Raw genomic sequence first — 23,895 nt, forward strand, 5'->3', positions numbered from 1 at the left:
CGCATATTACAGGAACTTATCGAAATAAAGAAACAGGACATCGAATTATCGTCAGCGGCAATGCGATCAGCAAATATCTCAGCGAGAAAGCCGTAGCACAAAGCTCGTCGATGCCGTATCATCTGGCCACATTGCGCGTCTTGCCCGACTTAATACGCAATGCAATTTTGATAGAAACTCACGCAGATGCTTCGGGTAACGCGAGAGTGGCGGAGATGCAAAGGTATTACGCGGCCGTTAGAATTGCAGGCGATCTTCGGCGGGTAGAGCTGACGGTTCGGGCGTTCAAAAGTGGGGACACGCGACATTACAGCTACGAAGTTACTCAAATCAAAACGCTTGGCGGTTCCTTAGCGGAATCGGTTGAGGCAAATGCGTCAAACCGCACACCAAGCGTTACAATGGCTACATTACTACAAGGCGCCAAGAAAAACAACGGTGAAACCTTCGACACGCTCGCGTCCAAGGCTATCGACGCGAACGGTGAGCCATTAGTTGTGTATCGCGGCGATGTGAAGGCGAACGACGGTATTTTTTATACATCGTCGCCCGCGATTGCCGAAGGTTACACTCGCTCTACATTCTTTCGCGGCGGCACGGAGCCACAAACTACGGCGGCTTTCCTATCACTACACAATCCGCTCGTAATAGACGCAAAGGGTACGCGGAACGACAATATCCCTGTACCGTGGAGCGAATGGAAGCCTAAAACATTCGGCAACCTGCCGAAATCGGCGGTAAGTGTCGCTGACGCCTATGACTACGCCATTAAACACGGACACGACGGCTTGATCGTAAAGAACGTAATCGACACGGCTGACCCAACAGAACGCGCGAAACCGAGCGATGTGTACGCAGTCAAAGATCAGTCTCAGGTCAAGTCCGCTATCGGCAATCGCGGCAGTTTTAGCAAGAGCGAGAACAGCATCGTGAAGCAAGCTGGGGACGGGCATCCCTCGACTTCGGGGAATTGGGGGAAGAAGCAATTTAACGCTTTGGTAAAGACGCTGAAGCGTGTGTTTCCGGCTCACGCTGATACGGTCGTTCACGAGGACGCTAAGGCGCTGGCGAAGGTGTTGGGGCAAGACCCTGAGAGCGTGTTCTTTGCTCAGGAATGGAAAGAGCGGAATGAGACGTTCAACAATGATCTTGACAGGCTTATTAACGGCACTATCCCGAACGGACACGTCTTTCAGATGGGCAATCCGACGCGGATACTGCAATCGGCGGGCGTTCCGAATCTGCCTATCGAGCTTGCGGCGAGTTTGCTAAAGGACAAGAGCAGGCAGAAAGAGCATCCGTTTGACCTTGCGGATGTAAAGAATCTGCCGACGGCGATACAGAATCCGATAGCTGTATTTGATTCGGCAACCATGCCCGGACGCAAGGTAATACTTACCGAGCTTGAGCATACGGATAGTAAGACAGGTAAAGTTACGAATTTTGTTGCGGCGTTAGAGATAAACGCGACAAACCGGCGGTCGATTCAGGTCAATGATGTCAGAAGCGTTTATCCGAGAGAGAGTGTAAAACTGCTCAAATCATTCGGCAACGATACGGAAAGAGTATTTGCGGATAAAGATAAAGCCCTCAAATGGTTGAGTAAATACGAGTCCAATTCCCATAAGCTTACTCAGCCATTTGAAGGCACGAATAAGACTTTAGGGCAAGTCATTGCGGAAGTCAAGGAAAAAGTAAAGAGCCACAAGAACCCGCCAGTCGATACGACGCAGATGCAGGCGGCGTGGCACGTTTCACCGCATAAGTTCGACAAGTTCTCGACCGATTTTATGGGAACCGGCGAAGGTGCGCAGGCTTATGGATGGGGACTGTATTTCACCACCGCCGATGAAGTTAAAAGGCATTATGAGGAGAGCTTGCGGGGCAAAGTAAAGGGTCGGGCGATTAACGGAAGCGGGGTGGACGTGACCCCATCCCCAGGGGCTACATACAAGGTCGATCTAAAGCCGTCTGAAGATGAGTATCTGCTTTGGGACAAGCCTTTGAGCGAGCAGAGCGAGAAGGTGAAGGCGGCACTGAATAACTATGTTGCCCCTGATATGTCTCCGCCTAATCTGCTTAGTGCTTTTCTTGCATCAGATTACGCAAAACAGTTTCCTGATACGTTAGATGTGAAGATTGCCCGTCGGATATTCAAAGAACAAGATCCTGATGACATCCGCGATTGGGCTGACAAACAAAAGCAGAAACAAGGAACTGCATATCATCTGCTTTTAGGCCGAAATGGAAGTCACCTATATCACAATATATCCCATCGGCAAGGCACAGATAAAGCCGCGTCCGAGTACCTGTTATCTCTCGGCATACGCGGCATCAAGTATCTGGACGGCAGTTCACGCGGTAAAGGTGAAGGCGACTACAACTATGTCATATTTTCAGATAGCGACGTAGAGATAACGGGCATTGACTATCTGAAAACACCTGACGGGACGATATTTGGTGCGACTTATATTGACCCTGAAACGGGCAAGCGGAACATCTACATCAATCCTGAGAATCTGAACCCCGAAACGCTGCTGCACGAGATATATCATCCGTTCGATGACGCGATGGCACAGGCGGCAAAGCAGGGTGATGCTCACGCAAAGGCGGCGATAACGAGGCTTGATGAGATTGCGGACGAGGGTGGTTATCTAAAGCGTGTAAAAGAGAATAAAGCCTACGCGAACCTTAACGAAGAACAGGCACGGTCAGAAGCCCGTGTGCAGATGGTCGGCGAATACGCGGACAAGACCATTACGCAGGACGAAGGCTTTATCTCAAAGCTGAAACGAGCGATAAACGATGCCGTCAAGTGGATAGCGGACAAACTAGGGCTGTCGCTCAAACAATTCACGCCTGAGCAGATACTTAATATGTCCGTCGAGGACATAAACAAAGCGTCTCTGCAATCAGCGGCAAAGGGCGAGTTCGGGAAAGGGCGAAGCACGGAAGGCGTCACGATGCAGGCGATGCCGAAGGACGGGAATGAAGATACCTCTTATATCGGCAGTCAGGGTACATACGCCAAAGACAGCAACATTACGCTGAAGTCGGCCCTTGATGCCATTGACAATAATACAGTAAAACAGACAACCGTTGCCGACCTGCGGGCCATGGCGTACAAGACTATCGACGAGATCCTACCGGATGCTCGCGTTGAGGTCGTAAACGGCAACATCAAGACCAATATCGCGGCAAATGAACTGTACCGCAAGGCGCTCGAAGAGGTGCGCATAAAGGCGGGTCTAACCAAGCGCGGCGCCCGAGACGCCGAAGACCTCTTTATCGGGGCATTTCAAGATCAGAAACAGACAGCCGCGATACAGAAAGTATTGACTGAAAAACGCGACGAGGCGAAGAGTCTCGGTTACTCGCCGGCCGAAATCCGCTCGTTCGATGACCTGATAAATGCTCTCGACGAATCCGCGAAGGCCCATAATGGCACGGCGGTAGTTTACGTCATGGACGAGGCCTTGGCGCACGAAGTGTTCCATCGTGCAGACTATCTCGGATCGATGAAGGGGCTTATGGAAAGGCATACGCCGACGTCCGCTCGCATCTTAGATGGACACGATGTAACGCAGATTCTGACACGGCAGAAATTCGCTAAACTTGCGACATATCGGCAGCTAAGCGGCAAAGAGGCGATGCGTGATGCGTGGATACGCTCTGAAGTACCCCCGCTCTTATTGGAAACGTCCGAGGCAGAGTTGGCTAAAATGGGCATTACGCCCGAAATGAGGGACGACTATTTGCTAAAATGGTTCCAAGGTTATGTAGCCAAGAATGGTATTCAATCTCTCGACAACTTCGAGACTGAGGAATTAGATGTCAAACGATTCATTGACCAACTTCGACACGACACAGACACAGGGCCAGAAAAAGGCTCAGAACCGCCCGTTGTCCGCAATGGCCCGACTAGCGGCAAGAATGAAACCGATACTAACCGGCAATCACAGCCCAGAACGACAGCGACGGCTGACGGCGGAGGCAGTGCGCCAAGTCCAGGACGAAATGAGGGCCGAAGCGACAGAAGTGACAGAAGCGGCGACACCGGACGAGCAAATGTAAAACTCCGAAGCCTGCCTCAAACGATGCGCGCGGCAGGCATCTATGCCATTGACGAGGCTTACGAGGTATTCAGCGACAAGGCGGCTACCGAAGAAGCGGAAAGGTTGCTTAATGATCTTGGGTTAGAGAGGTCAGTCAATCTCCTGCGGAACATCCCTGCAAATGCGATGGACGCGCAGCATGCGATATTGTCCTTCATGCTCACGCGGACATTGCAGACACACGCCGATCAGATTGCGGCCACCAATCCTGCTGAAGCGCAACGTGCGTTCGACCTGTCGCTGGAATTGGCCCGAGAACATGGCCAACGAGCGACGCAGGCCGGTCGATTTACAAGAATAGCGTCGGTCATAGGCCCAACGACCGAACATCTGATATATGCGGTTCAGGGCATCGTTGAGAGCCAACTTCAGCGGCAATTCACATATAACGATTATCAAGAGTGGCAAGGAGCGGGCAATCGACTCGAAACTGCGGTTGCCGCACTGACTGAGGCGCGCCGTAAGATTCGGAACCAGCAAGCTGAGATACGGCGACTGCGCATCCCCCGACAGATCACGGCGCGCGAGGCCGAGAACCGAAAGCGGGCGGCAGAAGCGCTCGACGCGCGGTATGGCGATAAAATAGCGGAATTACAGGCCGCACTTCAGCAGCAGTATGCCGCACCGACGATCACTAAGCCGGCGACGGATGCGTCGGACGTAACGCTCAAGTCAGGCATCGACGAGGACTTCCCGACAGATGATTTTGCCCAGGTCGGCGCAATGTTCTTGACGAAAGGGCTTGCACAGGAAGATGAGTACCTGCCCGACGATTTTCGCATGGAGATGCGCAGTACGTTTGGTGACACGATCGACCCGTACTTCGATGATATCTACAAGAAGGCGTATAGCCTTCGCGATCAATGGCTCAAAGACCTGCGGGATGAAGCGGCCAAAGGCCGGATAGAGCGCAAGTACAACGACGGGAACGAACTGTCGCAGGAAGAGATAGATGAAATAATCCGGACTGAGAAGGCTCAGGCGAGAAAACGCAATGTGATCGAGGGCCTGCATGAGGTAGATGCCCTCAACGGCCGGAAGAACGATCTCATGGAGTACGTCGAGATGGTGACGCAGTATGAACATGTGCGTCAAGCGGCGGAAATGATACTTGCGAAGAAGTCCATACCTGAGATCAAAGCGGCGCTTGCCAAGGAAGGCTTCACAAGGGGTAGTTCGCAACGCAAGGCGATCCGCGACGCAAACACCGCAATAACGGAAGCGAAGAACGAGCAAAGGGCCGCGAACGAGAGGGCATCTGCCGAGATACGTGAAGCGGACGTGCGATTAAAAGAGTTGGAAGGCGAGCTGTGGGAGCGCCGCCAAGCGGTCAAGGCGGAACAACGTGCCATAAGAGACCAGATAGCGCGCTTAACCAAGGGTGAGCTGGCGTATTATGCGAAGATGGCGTACGACGCTACGAATGCGACGCGCACGATGATGGCAAGCCTCGACATGAGTGCGGCTCTGCGACAAGGCGGCTATTTTACGCTCGCTCGGCCCGAAGCCATGGGCAAAGCGTTCGCGGACATGTTCAAATCCGTTACCGAGAAAGGATACGGCGCGGCGATAACCGAAATCGAGAATCATCCCCTGTTCCGCATGATGCAGCGGGCGGGCGTGGATTTTGCGGTTGCGGGCCGCGATGACGAGTCATCCTTAACGGGCGGCGAAGAGATGTTCCGAGGCGAAGTTTAGCAGATAAGAGAATCGCCGCAACTCACAACTTCATTGTCGGTCAAAAGCCGATAGGTGAAGTTTAGCAGATAAGAGAATCGCCGCAACTCACAACAGTCATCAACCAAAGCACGGTCGAAATCGAGTTTAGCAGATAAGAGAATCGCCGCAACTCACAACAACTGCGCGATGCGGGCGTTAAGGTCAGTGAGTTTAGCAGATAAGAGAATCGCCGCAACTCACACCTCAGTTGTAGTTGTGGTTGTAGTCATTGTGAGTTTAGCAGATAAGAGAATCGCCGCAACTCACAACTCTTGTTCTGTTTCTTTAATATATTCATAAGTTTAGCAGATAAGAGAATCGCCGCAACTCACAACCAGGTCAACAAAGTTGACGCTGAGACCGGAAGTTTAGCAGATAAGAGAATCGCCGCAACTCACAACCAAGATACTGAGCGGCATCGGCGGCGGCAGTTTAGGAGGGTGTAAATAATTTTGTGTAAATGGTCATTAACGGTCGAATGGGATAAGGTTCGGCGAGGGAGGAAAGATGACCATAGACAACGAGCTGATTGACAATTTATTGAAGGACTATAAGAAGCCGGAGGATCTGATCGGGGAGGACGGATTGCTGAAGCAGTTGACGAAGCGGCTGCTGGAGCGAGCGATGGCGGCAGAGCTGACCGAGCACGTGGGATACGAAAAGCATGAGGCGTCGGGCAGAGGCAGCGGCAATTCGCGCAACGGGACATCGAGAAAGACGCTGAAAGGCAACTTTGGCACAGTACCGATCGAGGTGCCGCGTGACCGGGCGGGGACGTTCGAGCCGCAGATCGTCGGCAAGCATCAGACGCGATTCACGGGTTTTGACGAGAAGATCATATCGCTTTACGCACGTGGGATGTCGACCCGCGAGATACAGCAGCACATCGAAGAGATCTACCAGGTGGAAGTCTCGCCGACGCTTGTTTCGACAGTCACCGATGCGGTCATTGATGAAGTAAAAGCGTGGCAGAACCGGCAGCTTGACGAGGTCTACCCGATCCTTTACCTGGACGCTCTTCAGTTCAAGGTTCGAGACCAGGGCCACGTTCGAAACAAGGCCGTTTATCTGGCGATCGGTGTCAACATGGACGGATTGAAGGAAGTGCTGGGCATGTGGATAGCTCAGAGTGAGGGGGCAAAGTTCTGGCTTTCGGTCGTCACCGAACTCAAGAACCGCGGCGTTAATGACATCATTATCGCCTGTGTTGACGGGCTCAAAGGCTTTCCCGAAGCGATCGAGACCGTGTTTCCGAAAGCTGAGGTACAGTTGTGCATCGTCCACATGGTACGCCATTCGCTCAATTACGTCGGCTGGAAGGAGCGTAAAGAAGTGGCCCGGGACCTTAAAACGATCTATAGCTCGGCGACTGACGCAGAGGCCGAACAGCGGCTCGACGAATTTGCCGACAAGTGGGATGCCCGCTTTCCGACGATCTCTCGAAGCTGGCGCTCGAACTGGACCCGCATAATCCCATTTTTTGCCTATCCGCCGGAGATCAGACGCGTGATCTATACGACCAACGCCATCGAGTCGCTCAATATGACGCTTCGCAAAGTGACAAAGGCCCGCGGATCATTTCCAAATGACGAGGCCGTGCAAAAACTGCTCTATCTCGCTCTGCGAAATATCACAAAAAAATGGACCATGCCGATCCGCGATTGGAAGGCCGCCCTCAGCCGGTTCGCTATCGTCTACGAAGACCGGCTGCCACAGAGTTGACAAGATCGGGCTATGGAAACCGTGGAAAAATAAAAGACATTTTTCCACCGTTCCCACAGCCCCTGCTACTACTACTGAAAATGAAGGGAGATCATTTACACAAAGAACTTGACACTACCTTTAACACCGGACTGCGGTCTTGTGTTTTAACGCGAAGCTTAGGGCTTGTGCTAAAGTATGCGTGTTATGCCTTTACGCCGCGAAACGTTCGAAACTTCCTCGGGCATCGAGCTTCCGAATGACTTCAACCCCGGCAACACAGCCGCTCTTGATTACGAGAACGAGTTGGGAGCGCCGGGCAACTTCCCGTACACGCGCGGCGTCAGGGACACGATGTACCGCGGCAAGTTCTGGACGATGCGGCAGTACGCGGGCTTTGCCACCGCCGCAGAGTCGAACGAACGCTACAAATACCTGCTCTCGCAAGGCACTACGGGCCTCAGCGTCGCCTTTGACCTTCCGACGCAGATCGGCCTCGACAGCGACGATCCGCTCTCGGTCGGCGAGGTCGGCAAGGTCGGCGTCGCCATTGACGGTCTCGATGATATGCTGACGCTCTTTGACGGCATACCGCTCGACCGCGTATCGACGTCGATGACCATCAACGCGACCGCCTCTACGCTGCTCTGCCTGTATCTGGCCGTTGCCCGCAAGCAAGGCGTCGCTTTTGACAAGGTGAACGGCACCGTGCAGAACGACATCCTAAAGGAATACATCGCACGCGGCACCTACATATACCCGCCGAAGCCGAGCCTGCGGCTTATCACCGATACGTTCGCCTTTTGCGCCGCCGAAGTGCCGAATTGGAACACGATCTCGATCAGCGGCTATCACATCCGCGAGGCCGGCTCAACCGCCGCACAAGAGGTCGCCTTTACGCTCGCCGACGCCGTCTGCTATGTCGATGCCGCCATTGCCGTCGGGCTTGATGTGGATAAATTCGCCCCGCGGCTCTCGTTCTTCTTCAACGCACACAATCAACTGCTCGAAGAAGTGGCAAAGTTTCGCGCCGCACGCCGCATCTGGGCAAGGATAATGCGCGATCGCTTCGGGGCAAAAGATCCGCGCTCGATGATGCTGCGGTTCCACACACAGACCGCCGGTTCGACGCTCACCGCACAGCAGCCCGAGGTCAACATCGTCCGCACCACTATCCAAGCACTTTCCGGGGTACTTGGCGGCACACAAAGCCTGCATACCAACTCGATGGATGAGGCTCTTGCCCTGCCGACCGAGCATGCCGCACGCATCGCCTTGCGAACGCAGCAGGTCATCGCATACGAATCGGGCGTAGCAGATACTGTCGATCCATTCGCCGGCAGCTACGCGATCGAAGAGCTGACCTCGCAGCTCGAAAATGCCGCCCTCGCATATATCGACAGGATCGATCAAATGGGAGGCATGCTCAACGCTATCGAATCAGGCTACATACAAAGCGAGATACAGGATGCGGCATATCAATACCAACGCCGCGTCGAGGCCGAAGATGCGATAGTCGTCGGCGTAAATCGTTTTCAAACCGATGAGAGCACCCAGATACCCATACTACGTGTCGATCCTGTCGTCGAACGCGATCAGGTAGAGCGGCTGCGTACCGTCCGCGAAAAGCGCGACACGGTTGCCGCCGGCCGTGCCGTCGAAAAGCTCACCGAAGCTGCCGCCGGCACCGAGAATCTCCTTCCGCACATTCTGAATGCTGTCGAATCATTTGTAACGATCGGCGAGATCAGTAACGCACTGCGTAAGGTTTGGGGCGAATACGAAGGGCCCGCTTTTCTATAAATTTCCGCAAAATCTAATGACAAACGCAGTTTAACTGTGTTATTCTGCAAGAGCGGTGCCTTGCGGCACTGCCACTTTTTGCAGAGCAAACGGCCCTGTCCTTCCTCGACCCCGGCTACTGAACCATGGAGAAACTGAACGAGTACCTGTCGGCCCTTCTGTCATCGTGCAGCGACGAATTGCACCTCGAACCCGCACGCAACCCTTATCTGATCTCAGCCGATGTTTCGCGAGACCTCAGCACTGTGCCGATCCTTTCGACACAGATCAGTATGATGGTCTTTCCGCTTATCCCGCCCAATGTGCGTGCAAAATTGCCGCACAGCAGCGAGGTCGAGTTCGTACATGCGAATAATCTGGGTAATTTTAACTTTGTCGTAAAAAAATCGCCCGCCGGCTTTAACGTAACGATCCGACCGACGATGGCTTCGGCGACCGATCCGGGAACAAACTCGGCGGCTTCCGCGCGCCACTCATTCGGCGGCGATGTTGAGGTAAGCGTAACTGCGGGTTCACCTTCCCCCGATGCCGTTTCGACGCCGACCTATGAATTCGAAAGCTCATCCGCTGCCTACGAATACACCGAATCGGTTGCGGCCCCGACAGCCTCGCTGGAGGATATGCTGAACAGCCAGCCGATGCCTGCCGCCGAGTACGACCCTTCGGCGGATGTCGAGATAGTATCCGCAAATGACCCGTCATTCGAGACCGTATTCTCGGATACATCAACCTATGAACCGCCGGGCCGCCGTGATGATTACGCCGAGCCGGGATACGATGCCCCGATGTTCCCCGCGGCCGACCTCGGAACTGAAATGCCGATCGATAACGCGGCATCAGAGCCGTGGCCGCCGTCATATGCGCCGGCCGAGACCGCACCGGTCGTCGAACTTTCGATGCAGGAACGTATGGACGCTCTCTTCCGTCAAATGGCAGAAGCGGGCGCGTCGGACCTGCACCTTTCGGTCTCGATGCCGCCGATGATCCGCAAGGACGGTAAAATGTGCGCGATCAATGAAAACGAAGCGGTGATCACACCCGAGACAATGCGGGCACTGTTAACCTCGATAATGCCGGACAAGAACCGAGAAGAATTCGAGGCAAGGCATGATACGGATTTTGCTTACGAGATCGTCGGCCTCGCCCGCTTCCGCTGTAATGTGTTCATGGATCGGAAGGGTATGGGTGCCGTTTTTCGCATCATCCCCAGCAAGATATTGACCGCCGAGCAGCTCGGGCTGTCAAAAGCGATAATGGACCTTTGTGCTTTGTCCAAGGGCCTCGTCGTCGTAACAGGGCCGACCGGTTCGGGCAAATCAACAACGCTGTGTGCAATGGTCGATTCGATCAATAAGACACGCGAAGACCACATAATCACGATCGAAGACCCGATCGAATTTGTACACGAAAATCAGAAATGCCTTGTTAACCAGCGCGAGGTGCACAATCACACCGATTCGTTCAAGGATGCTCTTCGGGCCGCATTGCGCGAAGACCCGGACATCCTGCTCGTCGGTGAAATGCGTGACCTCGAGACGATCTCGATCGCCATCGAAACAGCCGAGACAGGCCACTTGGTCTTCGGTACGCTGCACACGACAACCGCCGCATCGACGGTTGACCGCATCATCGATCAATTCCCTGCGGACAGGCAGCAGCAGATACGCGTAATGTTGTCCGAATCTCTAAAAGGTGTGATAGCCCAGACACTGCTGCCAAAGAAAGGAGGCGGCCGCGTGGCTGCACTCGAAGTCCTGATCGTAACGCCTGCTATCTCGAACCTGATCCGCGAAGGCAAGACGTTCCAGATACCGTCGGCAATGCAGACCGGCAAGAATCACGGAATGGTGATGCTTAACGACGCCCTCTTCGAGCATGTAAAGAACGGCCTCGTCGAGCCGCGTGATGCGTACATTAAGGCGGTTGACAAAACAGGATTCGAGACACTGCTGCAACGCGGCGGTTTCTCGCTATAACGGATCATTTCAGAACGGTAATGTTGTTGTGTGACAGCGTTTCGCCGATCGACCGCCGAAAGACCGATATCGCAATATTGAGATCGGTCTGTGCCTGCAGTTCGCGGCCGCGGGCCGCCAGCAGGTCGGTTTGCCGCTGCGTAACCAAATAGAAGGTGGTAATTCCGGCGCGGAACTGCCGCTGCTCGCTGTCGTAAAGCTCTTCGGCCGCTTGTCTCGCCGCAACCGCCGATGCGAGCCGCGACTCCGCCGAACGAAGGGCCTGGATCGCATTTCGGACATCAGCCTCGATCGCCTGCTCGGTTTGGGCGCGGATATTCTTAAGCTTATCGCCCTCGACAAGCGTTCGTCCGAGATTGGCCTTCGCGGTGTGGTTGCCTATCGGAAATCCGATCTGAATACCGACACGATAGGTCGGATATTCCTGTTGGAGAAGATTGCCGAACGATTTGAAATAGCCGCCGTGCAGGTTGTCGGGGACACTCGACGTTCCCGAAGCATTCGCTCGCGGCGTACCCGCGAGGCCCGATGATGTGTAGGTGCTGAAAAGATCGATCTGCGGCTTTGTCTGGTTTTTATAGTACTTAAGATTAATGCTGTTTATCTCTTCGTTATCAGCGAGCTGCTCTAATTCAACGCGATTCTGGAAAGCCTCGGTTCGTGCGACGTCGAACCCGACATGCGGCACCGATAGCGATACTTGCGAAACGGGAATGAGCGCCCGCGACCACTCCGCCGCTGTGTTGTCGGGCAGCAACAATGTCTTTAACGCATTTTCGGAACGGGTTACCGTTTCCTGCGCCGTGTAAACAAGCTGTTCAAAATTAGCGATCTGTGCGGTCGCCGCCACGATCTCGATCGGTGCGAGTGCTCCTTTCTCGACAAGCCTGCGGTTGCTTTCAAGCTGTTCTCTCGCCTGCTTGAGCGTATCGATCTGGATCTGAAGATTCTTTAGTGCGAACGTAAGCTGCCAATATGCCTGTTCGACCGATGTAACGACATCGATGGCCTTCAGCTTGAGGGCCGCATCGGACAGTTCGACATTCTTTTTTGCAATGGCTATCTGGCGTCGATTATTGTCGATCCTGCGATTCCTGAATAAGGGCTGAGTATATGTTACGACAAGTGACGTCGGGTATTGCGGATTGAGAGTTGCGTTGCGGTTCGTCGTATTGGCACGTGAACTTGTCAGAACCGCACTGTACGATCCGCCGAATTTGGGTGAAAAGCCCGAAACTCCTAGGTCAGAAAGGAATTGTCGCTGTCCTACCGCACCGTTGACAGCACCGCCGATGGTCGATGCGGTCGGTGTGGTCCGACTCTCGTAATAATTCTGCGAACTGACAAGAGGATCGTATATGCCGCGGGAACCTCGAAGATTGAACTCGGAGATCGCAACGTCGTTACGCGAAGAATCGATATCATTATTGTTCTGCAACGCCATCTCGATGGCTTGCTGAAGTGTAAGCGGCAGTTCATCAGATGCCTCAACACCCGCGCGCGAAACATCCGGCATCGGCCGTTGAAGAGCCGGCTTGACCTGCTGAATGACGACATCGTCGTCAGGTGTTGCCGTCGGCGCAGGCGTTTGTGCTGCTGCACTTGCCGCGAGGAGCGAACCGAGGAGCAGGATCTTCGAAAAACAGCGAACCTTGTGCGTCAAGCGGCTTCCTCCCGATCATCAACGGACTCTGGGGCTTTTGGCCGCCTGAGCTTTGAAAACACGCTGCCTGCGCCGCCTGCCGCCTTTCGCCAGAGAGCGGTCTCCTGCAGGTCGTCAAATAGTGAATAGAAGACCGGCACCGCCAGCAGCGTAAGCAACAGGCAGAGCGATTGTCCGCCGACGACCAAAATGCCGATCGAACGATTTGTCGCCGCACCCGCTCCGCTTGCGACCACCAGCGGGATCATTCCCGCGACGAGAGCGATCGTCGTCATCAAGATCGGGCGTAGGCGGTCACGGTTAGCCTGAATGATGGCATCGTATCGTGAAAGCCCGTGGGCGCGCAGTGTATTAGTATGGTCTATCTGCAAAATGGCATTCTTCTTCACCACGCCAAAGAGCAGCAGGATGCCGAGGGCCGAGAATATATTAAGCGTTTGGCCGGCTATCGCGGTTGAGATCAATGCGAACGGAACTGCGAGCGGCAGCGTCAGCAGGATCGTGATCGGATGAATGAACGACTCGAACTGCGCCGCAAGCACAAGATACATAAAGACGAATGACAACAGGAATGCGAGCATGAACGAGCTGTACGCACGCTGAAGCTCCTTTGATTGCCCTTGCACGCCGCTCGAATACTCGGCCGGCATATTGAGATCCTTAACGAACCCCGCGAGCTTCGTTACAGCATCGGCCTCTGACGTGTTCGGCGGCAGGCCCGACGAAATTGTTACGACACGCTGTCTATTAAGGCGGGCGATAGATGCCGGACTTCGCGACTCGACCATTGTAACGAGACGGTCGAGGCTTACAGGTGTTCCCTTGCTTGACGCAACGGTGAAATATTGGAGGTTCTGACGCGAACGGCGGAACTTCTCATCGGCCTGTACAATCACATCGAACTGTTGAGTACCTTCGCCGAACGTCGAAACACGTTGGCCCGCCGCCGCGATATTGAGCGCCCTCGCGATATCCGTGGCGCTCACACCAAGATCTGCAGCCCGCGTGCGGTCTATATTGAATTGAACCTCGGGTGTTCCGGGATCGACGGAGTTATCGGGGTCGCGGAATGTGTCATCCTGCTTCATTCGCTCGACAAGCTGATCGGCGTATGTATTCAGCATGTTCATATCGGGCCCCGATATGTAGTAGCCGATGCCGGAGCCGCCGCGGCCGAGGCCGATGCCCTGCGCTATGGATGACGTTGCCGATACGTTGATGCGCCAATCCTTGCTCTGATACGGCTTGACCATATTGCGAACCATCGCAATAAGTTGTGTCTGGCTTTGGCTTCGCTCGCCGACAGGTACAAGGCTGACGCTAACGCTTCCGCTGTTGCCGCTGCTGCCGCCACCGCCGAAGCCGCCTGCGTTCACGGTTGTATTCTTAAGTCCGGGCAGCTTTTCCCTGACATCGCGTGCGATGCGATCCAACAGCGACTGGGTAGCTGCGAGAGAAGTACCTTGCGGGCCGCGGACATTGACCTGAAAGATCGATTCATCCTCATCGGGCAGGAAGGACATTCCGACGAACTTATAGAGCGGAACGATCGAGGCAACCGTCGCGACGCACACAAGCACAACAGCCCATCGGAACCGCATTGCGAGACGCAGCAGCCATGTATAGGTCGTGTCAACCTTGCTGTAAAACCATCCGCCCTTGCTGTTGTGGTGCGTTTGTGTCTCGGAAGGATCACCATCGTGATCGGCGGGCGCCGCAGTGTCCGGTTCCTTTTTCTTGATCCAGCGGGCCGCAAGCATCGGCGTAAGCGTGAACGAAACGATCAGCGACACAGCGATCGCGGCCGCAGACGTCAGGCCGAACGATGACATAAAACGTCCGACGATACCGGTCATAAAGCCGACCGGAATGAATACCGCGAGCAGGCTCAGCGTTGTCGCAAGCACAGCAAGGCCGATCTCACGTGTGCCTTCAACCGCCGCGCGGAATGGGTCCATTCCCTTCTCTTCGACAAAGCGGTAGATGTTCTCAAGCACGACTATGGCATCGTCAATAACAATGCCGACCATCAGCGTCAGTGCGAGCATCGTCATTTGATTCAGCGAGTAGCCCATCGCGGCGATCAAAGCAAAAGCAGCGATGATCGACGTCGGAATGGCGAGCGCGGAAATGATCGTCGAACGAAAATTCCAGAGGAACAGGAATACCACGATCGCAGCGAACAAAGCGCCGAGCACCAGGTGTTCCTCGATCGCGTGGAGCGACGTCTCGATAAAATCGGACTGATCCCGAACGATCGCCACTTTGAAATCCTTTGGCAGTGTCGGGATTATATCCGCCATGCGCGACTTTACGTTACGGATCAATGCGACCGTATTCGCGCCCGACTGTTTACGGATCGCAAGGGCAACCGACGGCATTCCGTCAAGCGAAAGTGTATTGGTCGGATCGGCACCGACCTCCTGCACACGCCCGATATCTTTGAACTTGACCGGAAAGCCGTTCTTGTTTGCAATTACGATGTCATTGAATTCATCGACCTGCGTCAGTTTGCTGAGTGTTCGCAGGCCGACCGTTTTTGCTCCCTCAACAAGCGTTCCGCCCGGCAGTTCCTGATTCTGTGCAGAGACGGCCGCCGTAACCTGCGTTACGGAAAGGTTGTACGCTCTAAGACGGTCAGGGTCGATATAAAGCTTGATCTGCGTCGGCCTTGCACCGAAAATGACCGCCTCGCCAACGCCGTCGGCAGACTGAACCTTCTCCTGTATCAAGACCTGAACAAGATCGCTGAGCTCCTGCACACTGCGCGAAGAGCTGATGGAATACATCAAAACCGGAGCCGAATCCGGATCGCTCTTTCTCGCAACCGGCGGATCGGCATCTTCGGGAAGCCGGTAAACGACGGTGCTGAGCTTCTGCTGCACCTCTTGGAAGGCTTGGTCGGGATTCTTTTCCAGGTTGAACGTGAGCGTAATGTTGGACGATCCGCGAGAGGACGTCGAACGCATCTCATCGATGCCCGGAACGGTGTTCAGCACACCTTCGATCGGATCGGTCACCTCGCTCTCCATCTCAGCGGGAGCGGCACCTGAATTACTCGTGGAAACCGAAATGGTCGGCAGGTCGATCTTAGGAAAGCGGTCGACGCCGAGCGTGAAGAAACTGAATCCGCCGACAACGGTCAGAAACAACACGATCACGGTCGCAAAGACCGGACGATGAACACAGATCTCGGCTAACCATTGCATAGATCAGTAGCTTACCCTTGCCCCTTCATAAAGCTGGTCGAGGTTGCTGGTAGCAACGGTCTCATCAGCATTCACGCCGGAGAGTATCTGGAACACATCGCCTTCTTCGATACCAAGCTGCACGACACGCAGCTTTGCCGAGCCATCCTCAATTACGAACACCCGATACGACGCCGTCGTCGGGTCACGCATAACAGCAGCCTTCGGTACAAATACGCCCGCAGCGCCGCCTTGGCGCGATATCTGAGCCGTTACGAACATTCCGGGCCGCAAAGCATTGTCGCCATTCGGAACGGTCGCTTCGACGATCACCGCCCGCGAATTCACATCGAGGCTCGGCTCGATCGCAGACACGGATCCGGCGAATTTTCTATCTTTGTAAGCATCGATCTGCAGCGAGACACCACGGCCGACCGCAAGATACGGCACATCGGCCTCCGGCACTTGGATCTGAACCTTGATCGGGTCGGTACGCAGTATGCTCGCGACGACAGACGCCGTGGAAACGAACTCACCGACCGCCGTCGGCCGGCTTCCGATATAGCCCGCGAACGGTGCGTGGATCACAGTGTCAGCGACAGCCTTTTCTGCGATATCAGCGTTTGCCTTTGCAGTTTGAACGCTTGCACGGGCACTTGCTATCGCTTGGTCACTCTGCCGCGCCGTATTGATCGCCGAGTTCATCTGTTCCTTTGCGGCGTTCGCCCGTGCGCGAGCGGTATCACGTGTCGTGCGGTAGCCTTCATACACGACCATCGACACGTCGCCGCTCTTTGCGAGGTCGCGGTAGCGGCTCTCGTTTGCTTCGGCTTGTTTCAGTTCGGCTAGCGCTTGTTGATATGCCGCGTTTGCCGCGCTTACCTCCGGCACGGTCGAGGCATTGAATTGTCCGCCATTGTGCAGCCCGAGCCTGGCTTCTGCTTGACGCACGTTCGCCTCAGCCTGTCTGACCGAAGCCCTCGCAGATGCTAGGCTCAAACGCGGGCCGCTGTCATCGAGTTTCGCGAGAACCGTGCCGCTGCGAACGTATTGCCCTACCTCGACCGATATGTTGATAACCTTGCCAGAGACCTTCGGGGCGACATCAGAAGTGTCAAAGGCGACGAGGCTGCCTGTGGCCTGGATGGTCGATGCGACCTCGCGGCCCTCACTTTTGGCGACCGTTATGGTGACGCCCGGTTTGTTGTCATCAGAATTAGCTTTTGGCTGAGATTTGCCGCCGCTTAACCAGCCGCATCCCGTCAACAGCGTAATAAAGGTCAAAAGAGTCAAGAAACCGGTGCCCTGTCTCAACATAGTCATCGTCTTTAAACACTCAGTCTATTACAGTTTGGGACACTCGTGGACTGTGTTATTGTAAATTTTTGTCAAGCAGGGCTTGCGGAAGTGCCCTCTCGAAAATGTTAAACTCTACTATTGTTGAAATAATAAGATGCATGAAATAACCGCTATTGAACTGAAATCAATGATCGAAGATCGCAGCGATCTGCAGCTGATCGATGTTCGCCAACCTGATGAATATGCCTACGCAAGGATCGAAGGCTCAAAGCTGATACCGCTCGGTGAGATCGTCGCCAGGATGAATGAGCTGGATCCCGGCCGTGAAGCGGTCATTCACTGTAAAATGGGCGGGCGAAGTGCTCAAGCGATCGAGATCCTGAAACGATGCGGCTATACGGGAACGCTCAAGAATTTGGCAGGCGGCATCATTGCATGGTCTTCTGACGTTGACCCGAGCGTGCCTAAATACTGACCTTTTGCTCAACTAGCTTTGGGCTGCGGGGCCTTGATCTTCGATGAGTTCGGGGCCTTGCCGGCCTTTGAATTCAAGCTCAATGTGCTGCGAGAGCCTGACGATCTCCATGCCTTCGCTTGCAATTGTACGACAGGCGATCACCGCTTTTTCCTTGTCGTCAGTTCGCAGCCAGACCTGGCAGTTGAGACACTCTCCGTTCCAGCAGAAATTTCCGTATGAAATGCTTTCTACCGAAAGATATTGTAGGCAGCGAAGCAGAGAATTATTCTCCGGAACAAGATGTTTCCTGCCAAGGATGTCGATCTCGATGAGTTTTTCGTAAGGCGCAATGAATTCGAACTCGGCCATATCGAAAAGATATTCTAAAACCACAGGTGTTTCCAATGCGGGGCTAGATAATCTTTTAGAAAAAGTGTAAGTTCTAATCAATGTCGATAGTATTGTACACGAAGCCCGACTGCCCATATTGTCGGAAAGCGATAGATCATTACATCGCGAACGGCATTGACTTCACCGAATACGATGCACAGAATGACCAGGCACGGCTCGAAGAAATGCTGAAGTTTGCGAACGGCGATCCGACCGTGCCGTGCATCATAGAGGATGGAAAATACGCAGCGTCCGGTTGGGGCGATCCTCCCAGAGGCTGCACGATCTACATTCCGTCAGCCATGCAGGGCGAATGAGAAGATCGGCCGTGGTCATGTCCGCGTGGTATGGTGAAGGTGGTTCGGGCAGACTGACCTTCTTCCGAAAGAAAATACTGTTTGGCTGATATGCAACGCTCTGATGAAAATATGATCGGTTCGAAGATCGACCAGTACAAGATCGTCGAAAAGATCGGTTCCGGCGGCCAGGGCACTGTGTACAAGGCCCTCGACACAAAACTCAACCGCACTGCCGTCGTCAAGGTACTCCCGCCGGAGTTGACACAAAAGACCGCCAACTTCAAGCGCTTCGAACGTGAGGCACAGCTCTGCTCACAGCTCGACCATCCGAACATCTGCACGATCTATGACTTCAACGAAGCCAACGGCATGTTCTACATCGCAATGCAGTATGTGGACGGCAAGAACGTAAGGCAATTGGTCTCGGGCCGTCCGCTTGAACTCAAAAGCGCATTGTCGATAGCGATACAGGTGGCCGATGCTCTCGCGTATGCCCACTCAAAGAGCATCATCCATCGCGACATCAAGGCCGGCAACGTGATGGTAACAACGGCAGGCCAGGCAAAGATCCTTGACTTCGGGCTTGCAAAACTTGTCGAGGACGAGCAGGCATCCCTTACCGAAGGCCACGAAAAGACCGAAATAACCGAGCTTGGAATACCTTACGGTACGGCAACTTACGCAGCCCCCGAGCAGGCACGCGGTGAGCGCGCCGATCAGCGGAGCGATATTTTCTCGACCGGCGTGTTACTGTATGAGATGGTAACCGGCATCTGGGCATTCCAAGGCAAGACGGTCATAGACGTGCGGCATCAGGTGCTTTACGGAACGCCGAAGCCGCTCTCCGACCAGCGTCGCGAACCGGTTCCTCCCGAACTTCAGAGAATTGTCGATAAGGCTCTTGCGAAGGATCCAAAGGACCGCTATCAGAAGATCACATCAATGCGTGATGACCTTCGCAACCTCCTTCGGTCGATCGCAGGCCCGCAGCTTATGCCGGGCGAGACGTTCAAGCCCGTCCACGCTGACGGCAGCAAGGTAAAAAGAATGCTTAATTGGTTTACCGGCAGGTCGTCGCCCGAACCGCCGTCAGCATCGGTCTCAGCACCAAGCGTAACGAATCCGCCGTCACTCGGGCCGGATATTTCGGTCACTTCGACGGGCGAAAAAAAGAGTGTTGCCATATTGCCTTTTAAGAATTTGGGGCAAGATGCGGCATCTGCGTTCTATGAATTCGCACTTGCTGACGCCGTGATCACCGAGCTTGCAAGGATACGCTCGATAGTGGTGCGTCCGAGTTCCGTCATTGCAAGGTATCAGGGCAAAGACTATGACCCTCGTGAAGCCGGTAAGGAGATGCGCGTACACGCCGTGCTTTCGGCCGGGTTCATTCGTTCAGGTGAAAAACTGCGTGTAACCGCACAGCTTCTCGATGTCGTATCGGGCAATATACTATGGAGCGACCGAATAGATGCCCAAGGCAGCGACATCCTCGCACTGCAGGATGAGATCGCACAGCACATCCTCGAAGGGCTGCGGCTCGAGCTTACCGACCTTGAGGCGGAAAAGCTAAACCGCCGTGCAACCGACAATGCCGAGGCGTGGGAGGAATATCTGCGTGGCCGCGACAATTTCGGCCGATTCATTTTCCGCACCATAGATGCAGATGATTGCGACGCAGCGATAGCCAACTTCAAACGGGCGATCGAGCTTGACCCGCATTTTGCGTTGGCATACAGCGGCCTCGGGGCATGTTACGCGAATCGCTTCTTCAAAGGGCTTGGCGTACCGGAAGACTATTCTTACGCCGAAGCCGCGTTCAGCAAGGCGTTCTTTTACGATCAGAACGTCGTCGAGGCCCGCGTTCTAATGGTGCTTATTTACATGGCACGCGGTGAAAAGAAAAAGGCCCGCAGCGAGATCGAACTCCTTCAGAAACAGTTTCCGAACGATGCGGCACTTTATTTCGTCAAAGGCGTTATGCACCGACTGGACGGCGAGTACGACGACTCACTTAAGGCATTTGAAAAGCTCGCCCGTCTCGATCCCGCGGCGAAGGCCGTAGCTGCCTACAATCGTGCAAGAATTTTCATATATCGCGGTGAACTCGATCAGGCAGATCACGAGCTTGCAAAAGGCTTTAAGGTCGAGCCCAATCACCCGATGCTGAAGATCTTCAGTGCCGGTGTGCTTTATTATCGCGGCGATAAAGGGCGGGCGATCGATATGGTTGCCGATGTTCTGAAGGAAAATCCACGAATGGATGGCGTAAAACCGCTCTTGGCAGAATTCCTCGCCGGGGCAGGCCGCGAAGACGAAGCTAGAGCGCAGCTTACCGAAGACGCCTTGGCCGTTTCACGCTCAGATCATGATATGGCGTATTGGGTCGCGTCGGCATACGCGCTGCTCGGCGAAAAGGATCTCGCCTTTAAGTGGCTCAATAAAGCAGTAAAGCTCGGAAACCAGAACCGCCCGTATTTTCAGAACGATATGAATCTGCGATCGCTTCGTGACGATGAGCGCTGGCCGGAATTGATGGCGAAGATGGAGATCGGCGACCGGACCTGACCGTCAACGCGATCTTTCGAAAACGAACTCGTTGCACCCAAGCCCTACGCCTTTCGTTACAACTTTTGTAAGAGAAAAACCGCGCGCTCGATAAAAGTCGAATATCTCCTCGACCGTCGCAACCTCATACGGAAAGCCGCCGACCCAATCGATTATGTCGTGCCAGCGATTCATGCCGCGGCCGTTCTTATAACGTGTCCACGAATGAATATACTCGGCAGGCTTCAAACGGAGAGCCGCGCTGAGCATTCTTTTTACTTCATCCGGCAGCGAAACCGCGACGGCGAACGGCGTCTTTAGCGGACGCGGCAGGCCGCAGTATGTCTTCTTGATCCAATGCCAGCGGCTTGCCTGACTGCCGGTGTCATTGTAGATCGCGATAAACAATTTGCCGCCCGGCTTTGTCGGTATCACAGCGTTTTCGAGTGCGTCCCACATTCGGCCTGTGTGGTGAAGCACGCCCCACGAATACACGATGTCAAAGGTGCCGAGAGATGCAACGTATTCACGATCGAGCGCCGATCCTTGTTCGACACGCCAAATTGCGTCGTCCGGAAAATAACGCCGCCGGAGTTCCTGCGTGCAGGCAAATGAATTGCTGTCGAAATCGAATGAGTGAACGCGCGCGCCGAGCCTTCGGGCCGCAAGAGAGAAAAGGCCGCTGCCCGAGCCTATATCGAGAAACGTCTTGCCCTCAAGCGTTTCGACCTCGAGCATATTCCGAAGCGAACGTTCAGCCTCGGCTATACGTTCATCGTCCAGCACATTGAGGAATGCAGCCCAGTTCTTACCGAACTCAAATCGCTCACCGGCAGCAACCTCGGCGCTGTGCTGCCCCGCAATATTTTCGTCTCCAATAATTGTGGCACTCATCTTGAGATCTCGCAGCGGCTTCGAGGCAAGCGAAACCACTTTCAATAAAATATCCAATACACGGCAAATTTCACATATTCGCCTGCTACCATTTGCCAGCCGCGCGGCCTCAGGTACCAATATGCAGGCCGGGGCGTATTGATGCCCGCCGCAGGATGCTCAATGCCGATCATGACGTCCTTGCCTGCAAACTCACGTTCGAACGTCCACAACGCACGCCTTGAATGATAGGCCGAGGTAACTATCATGAGCGAATGGATGCCGTACGCTTCGGCCGCATCAACGGCGGCTTTTGCTTCTTCATCTGTACCGGCAACAAGTTGCGGTAAAATGAAGATCGCATCAGGAGCCACACCGTCGGCAATGAGTTCACGCTGTTCGAGTTCGAGGAACGGAACGTTGCGCTGTTCACCGCTCATCCAGCCGCTTTTTGTGCCGTCATTCGTAATGAATATCATCGGAGCGAGGCCATTGCGGAACAGTTCAGCGGCTTTTCGGGTACGTTCCTTATAAACGGCCGACCCGCTCAGGACAATGATCGCATCAGCGTGATCCAGCGGCTTTTCGACGATCAGGAATTTCGCCAAGAAAGGCGCGGCAATTATCCAAACGCCTATAACCGCGGCCAAAATTATCACCGCCATTGCCTTACTCCGAATTGCCATCTTTTCTCGCTGCAAGCAAGGCACGGAGTTCCTCGATCTTCGATTCCCAACTCTCATGCCGAATGCGTTCGCTCACTTCGCTGCGAGGCTTCGGCGCCGCGAGCGCCTGTTCGATCTTGGCGATAAAATCGTCATGGCCGGTACCAATGAGGCAATCTTCGAGTTGGTGCACCTCGGGAATGTCTGTCGAGACGACAGGCAATCCGGCGGCGAGGTATTCACGAACTTTAAGCGGATTTGCCGCCAGAGTTAACTCATTGATCGCAAAAGGATTTAGAGCTACATCAAACGCCGCGCAATACGCAGGCAATTCACTGTACGGTTTACGCCCGAGGCGATGGATGTTAGGAACGCCGTCAAGGACCTTTATCTTCTGCTCGGCATCAACGCTGACCTTGCCGATGAGAACGACCGAACCCGAGCTGAAATGCTCCGCGACCTTCATTATCAGTCCGTAATCTACCCAATCCGCAAGCAGCCCGTGAAAACCGATAACGGGATGCGGCAGGCCGGCAACATCTTCCGGAATCTCAAGGCCACCGTCAACGGCAGTGTGAAAGTGCTGCCAATCCGTCCCGTGTCTGATCAAATATGTTTCTCGGTTGAACTGCTTTTTCGACTCGTAGAGCTTTTCTGCCGAAACGACAACGATATCGCTCTTGCGGAAAAGATCTTCTTCAATATCCATAAGTGCCGCGTTGCCGGTAAATGCGGTGTATTCATCAACGCAATAGTAAATGAGCTCTTTCTCGCCGAGGCGGCCCGCGATCATACCTGCCGCAGGATTGAAGACCATATTTACGACATCGCGGAAACCGAGCTTTCGCATCGCCCCCTTGACCTGACGTATCAAGAAACGGCGGTTCGCGGCGACAACTGCTTTGCTGCCGTAAGCGGGAACGGCGAACGGGTTCAGAACGAAGATATTCGGCTCGATCTCACGGACCGGCTCGAAGAAGCTCTTTATTTTCTTATAGATACGCGACGCGTCCTTGCCTGAGGCCGTCGGCATGCGGTTGGCTATCGAGTTGACCCAAAGTATTCGATTCTCTCGAGCCAGCACACGCATAAGATGCGTTTTTGATAACGGGTCGCCGGTCCAATCGTGGCTGAAGCACAATATGTCGCGGCCGCGAAGTTCACCTGCGGCGGTCATGTGTTGTACATCAGTGGCATTGG

18 protein-coding genes, 2 pseudogenes and 1 CRISPR repeat array are annotated in these 23,895 nt (G+C 54.3%); of the genes and pseudogenes, 10 read left to right on the plus strand and 10 right to left on the minus strand.

The window, feature by feature from the left end:
- Nucleotides 1-215 precede the first annotated feature (215 nt).
- The 3 genes and pseudogenes from HS105_10905 to HS105_10915 all read left to right on the plus strand — a co-directional run bounded on the left by HS105_10905 (nt 216) and on the right by HS105_10915 (nt 2,412).
- A pseudogene (locus HS105_10905) lies at nt 216-908 on the plus strand (hypothetical protein).
- Between the two features lie 288 nt (nt 909-1,196).
- Nucleotides 1,197-1,589, plus strand: a pseudogene (locus HS105_10910) (hypothetical protein).
- 655 nt (nt 1,590-2,244) lie between these two features.
- A complete protein-coding gene (locus HS105_10915) occupies nt 2,245-2,412 on the plus strand; it encodes a hypothetical protein (GenBank protein MBE7517100.1) in 168 nt (55 codons plus the stop codon).
- Between the two features lie 836 nt (nt 2,413-3,248).
- Here the strand turns inward: HS105_10915 and HS105_10920 are convergent.
- Nucleotides 3,249-3,497: a hypothetical protein gene (locus HS105_10920; GenBank protein ID MBE7517101.1), complete on the minus strand. Its 249-nt coding sequence runs from the start codon at nt 3,495-3,497 to the stop codon at nt 3,249-3,251.
- A 334-nt stretch (nt 3,498-3,831) separates the two neighbouring features.
- On the opposite strand from HS105_10920, the gene HS105_10925 reads away from it, so the two are divergent.
- Complete coding sequence (locus tag HS105_10925; protein MBE7517102.1) at nt 3,832-4,074, plus strand: hypothetical protein; 243 nt, start codon at nt 3,832-3,834, stop codon at nt 4,072-4,074.
- A 131-nt stretch (nt 4,075-4,205) separates the two neighbouring features.
- Here HS105_10925 and HS105_10930 read toward each other — a convergent pair whose 3' ends face one another.
- Nucleotides 4,206-4,595 (minus strand): hypothetical protein, encoded by a 390-nt coding sequence (locus tag HS105_10930; protein ID MBE7517103.1) that lies wholly within the window; start codon nt 4,593-4,595, stop codon nt 4,206-4,208.
- A 192-nt stretch (nt 4,596-4,787) separates the two neighbouring features.
- Nucleotides 4,788-5,351, minus strand: coding sequence for a hypothetical protein (locus HS105_10935; protein ID MBE7517104.1), 564 nt, complete (start codon nt 5,349-5,351; stop codon nt 4,788-4,790).
- A 455-nt stretch (nt 5,352-5,806) separates the two neighbouring features.
- Nucleotides 5,807-6,235: a CRISPR direct-repeat array (repeat unit 36 nt; unit sequence AGTTTAGCAGATAAGAGAATCGCCGCAACTCACAAC).
- A gap of 106 nt (nt 6,236-6,341) precedes the next feature.
- Between HS105_10935 and HS105_10940 the strand changes: the two genes are divergently transcribed.
- From HS105_10940 to HS105_10950, 3 genes are all read left to right on the plus strand, one after another.
- Nucleotides 6,342-7,556 (plus strand): IS256 family transposase, encoded by a 1,215-nt coding sequence (locus HS105_10940; GenBank protein MBE7517105.1) that lies wholly within the window; start codon nt 6,342-6,344, stop codon nt 7,554-7,556.
- Nucleotides 7,557-7,733: 177 nt separating this feature from the next.
- A complete protein-coding gene (locus HS105_10945; protein MBE7517106.1) occupies nt 7,734-9,338 on the plus strand; it encodes a methylmalonyl-CoA mutase family protein in 1,605 nt (534 codons plus the stop codon).
- Between the two features lie 422 nt (nt 9,339-9,760).
- Nucleotides 9,761-11,314 carry a type IV pilus twitching motility protein PilT gene (locus HS105_10950; GenBank protein ID MBE7517107.1) on the plus strand — a complete coding sequence of 518 codons (1,554 nt, stop codon included), beginning with the start codon at nt 9,761-9,763 and terminating at the stop codon, nt 11,312-11,314.
- Between the two features lie 4 nt (nt 11,315-11,318).
- Here HS105_10950 and HS105_10955 read toward each other — a convergent pair whose 3' ends face one another.
- Genes HS105_10955 through HS105_10965 form a run of 3 tightly spaced genes read right to left on the minus strand, consistent with a single transcriptional unit; the run spans nt 11,319 to nt 17,488 of the window.
- A complete protein-coding gene (locus tag HS105_10955; GenBank protein MBE7517108.1) occupies nt 11,319-12,977 on the minus strand; it encodes a TolC family protein in 1,659 nt (552 codons plus the stop codon).
- Entirely contained in the window at nt 12,974-16,186 is a 3,213-nt protein-coding gene (locus HS105_10960; GenBank protein MBE7517109.1) for an efflux RND transporter permease subunit, read from the minus strand. The genes HS105_10955 and HS105_10960 overlap by 4 nt, the downstream gene beginning before the upstream one ends.
- A 3-nt stretch (nt 16,187-16,189) precedes the next feature.
- Nucleotides 16,190-17,488: an efflux RND transporter periplasmic adaptor subunit gene (locus HS105_10965; protein MBE7517110.1), complete on the minus strand. Its 1,299-nt coding sequence runs from the start codon at nt 17,486-17,488 to the stop codon at nt 16,190-16,192.
- A gap of 130 nt (nt 17,489-17,618) precedes the next feature.
- On the opposite strand from HS105_10965, the gene HS105_10970 reads away from it, so the two are divergent.
- Complete coding sequence (locus HS105_10970; GenBank protein MBE7517111.1) at nt 17,619-17,939, plus strand: hypothetical protein; 321 nt, start codon at nt 17,619-17,621, stop codon at nt 17,937-17,939.
- A gap of 12 nt (nt 17,940-17,951) precedes the next feature.
- Here the strand turns inward: HS105_10970 and HS105_10975 are convergent, their stop codons facing one another.
- Complete coding sequence (locus tag HS105_10975; GenBank protein MBE7517112.1) at nt 17,952-18,290, minus strand: (2Fe-2S)-binding protein; 339 nt, start codon at nt 18,288-18,290, stop codon at nt 17,952-17,954.
- Nucleotides 18,291-18,370: 80 nt separating this feature from the next.
- Here HS105_10975 and HS105_10980 point away from each other — a divergent pair, with 80 nt between their 5' ends.
- Both HS105_10980 and HS105_10985 read left to right on the plus strand, forming a co-directional pair.
- The gene (locus tag HS105_10980; GenBank protein ID MBE7517113.1) at nt 18,371-18,628 is read left to right on the plus strand and encodes a glutaredoxin; all 258 of its coding nucleotides are present in this window, start codon (nt 18,371-18,373) and stop codon (nt 18,626-18,628) included.
- A 111-nt stretch (nt 18,629-18,739) separates the two neighbouring features.
- Nucleotides 18,740-21,178 carry a protein kinase gene (locus HS105_10985; GenBank protein MBE7517114.1) on the plus strand — a complete coding sequence of 813 codons (2,439 nt, stop codon included), beginning with the start codon at nt 18,740-18,742 and terminating at the stop codon, nt 21,176-21,178.
- Nucleotides 21,179-21,181: 3 nt separating this feature from the next.
- On the opposite strand, the gene HS105_10990 is transcribed toward HS105_10985, so the two are convergent.
- The 3 genes from HS105_10990 to HS105_11000 are packed head-to-tail and all read right to left on the minus strand — an operon-like array spanning nt 21,182 to nt 23,872.
- Nucleotides 21,182-22,051 carry a class I SAM-dependent methyltransferase gene (locus tag HS105_10990; protein MBE7517115.1) on the minus strand — a complete coding sequence of 290 codons (870 nt, stop codon included), beginning with the start codon at nt 22,049-22,051 and terminating at the stop codon, nt 21,182-21,184.
- 41 nt (nt 22,052-22,092) lie between these two features.
- Complete coding sequence (locus tag HS105_10995) at nt 22,093-22,716, minus strand: YdcF family protein (protein MBE7517116.1); 624 nt, start codon at nt 22,714-22,716, stop codon at nt 22,093-22,095.
- Nucleotides 22,700-23,872, minus strand: a complete 1,173-nt coding sequence (locus HS105_11000; GenBank protein ID MBE7517117.1) for a glycosyltransferase — start codon at nt 23,870-23,872, stop codon at nt 22,700-22,702. Before HS105_11000 ends, HS105_10995 begins: the two co-directional genes overlap by 17 nt.
- Between the last annotated feature and the right edge of the window lie 23 nt (nt 23,873-23,895).

It is taken from the genome of Chloracidobacterium sp., assembly GCA_015075585.1.
In the GTDB taxonomy this organism is placed as follows: Bacteria; Acidobacteriota; Blastocatellia; order Pyrinomonadales; family Pyrinomonadaceae; genus OLB17.

Excerpts from the sequence above, each read along its gene's own strand:
- HS105_10915 (MBE7517100.1), top strand. The coding sequence starts at position 2,245 with ATGGAAGTCACCTATATCACAATATATCCCATCGGCAAGGCACAGATA.
- HS105_10920 (MBE7517101.1), bottom strand. The coding sequence starts at position 3,497 with ATGGAACACTTCGTGCGCCAAGGCCTCGTCCATGACGTAAACTACCGC.
- HS105_10925 (MBE7517102.1), top strand. The coding sequence starts at position 3,832 with ATGTCAAACGATTCATTGACCAACTTCGACACGACACAGACACAGGGC.
- HS105_10940 (MBE7517105.1), top strand. The coding sequence starts at position 6,342 with ATGACCATAGACAACGAGCTGATTGACAATTTATTGAAGGACTATAAG.
- HS105_10945 (MBE7517106.1), top strand. The coding sequence starts at position 7,734 with ATGCGTGTTATGCCTTTACGCCGCGAAACGTTCGAAACTTCCTCGGGC.
- HS105_10950 (MBE7517107.1), top strand. The coding sequence starts at position 9,761 with ATGGCTTCGGCGACCGATCCGGGAACAAACTCGGCGGCTTCCGCGCGC.
- HS105_10960 (MBE7517109.1), bottom strand. The coding sequence starts at position 16,186 with ATGCAATGGTTAGCCGAGATCTGTGTTCATCGTCCGGTCTTTGCGACC.
- HS105_10965 (MBE7517110.1), bottom strand. The coding sequence starts at position 17,488 with ATGACTATGTTGAGACAGGGCACCGGTTTCTTGACTCTTTTGACCTTT.
- HS105_10970 (MBE7517111.1), top strand. The coding sequence starts at position 17,619 with ATGCATGAAATAACCGCTATTGAACTGAAATCAATGATCGAAGATCGC.
- HS105_10975 (MBE7517112.1), bottom strand. The coding sequence starts at position 18,290 with ATGGCCGAGTTCGAATTCATTGCGCCTTACGAAAAACTCATCGAGATC.
- HS105_10980 (MBE7517113.1), top strand. The coding sequence starts at position 18,371 with ATGTCGATAGTATTGTACACGAAGCCCGACTGCCCATATTGTCGGAAA.
- HS105_10985 (MBE7517114.1), top strand. The coding sequence starts at position 18,740 with ATGATCGGTTCGAAGATCGACCAGTACAAGATCGTCGAAAAGATCGGT.
- HS105_10990 (MBE7517115.1), bottom strand. The coding sequence starts at position 22,051 with ATGAGTGCCACAATTATTGGAGACGAAAATATTGCGGGGCAGCACAGC.
- HS105_10995 (MBE7517116.1), bottom strand. The coding sequence starts at position 22,716 with ATGGCAATTCGGAGTAAGGCAATGGCGGTGATAATTTTGGCCGCGGTT.
- HS105_11000 (MBE7517117.1), bottom strand. The coding sequence starts at position 23,872 with ATGACCGCCGCAGGTGAACTTCGCGGCCGCGACATATTGTGCTTCAGC.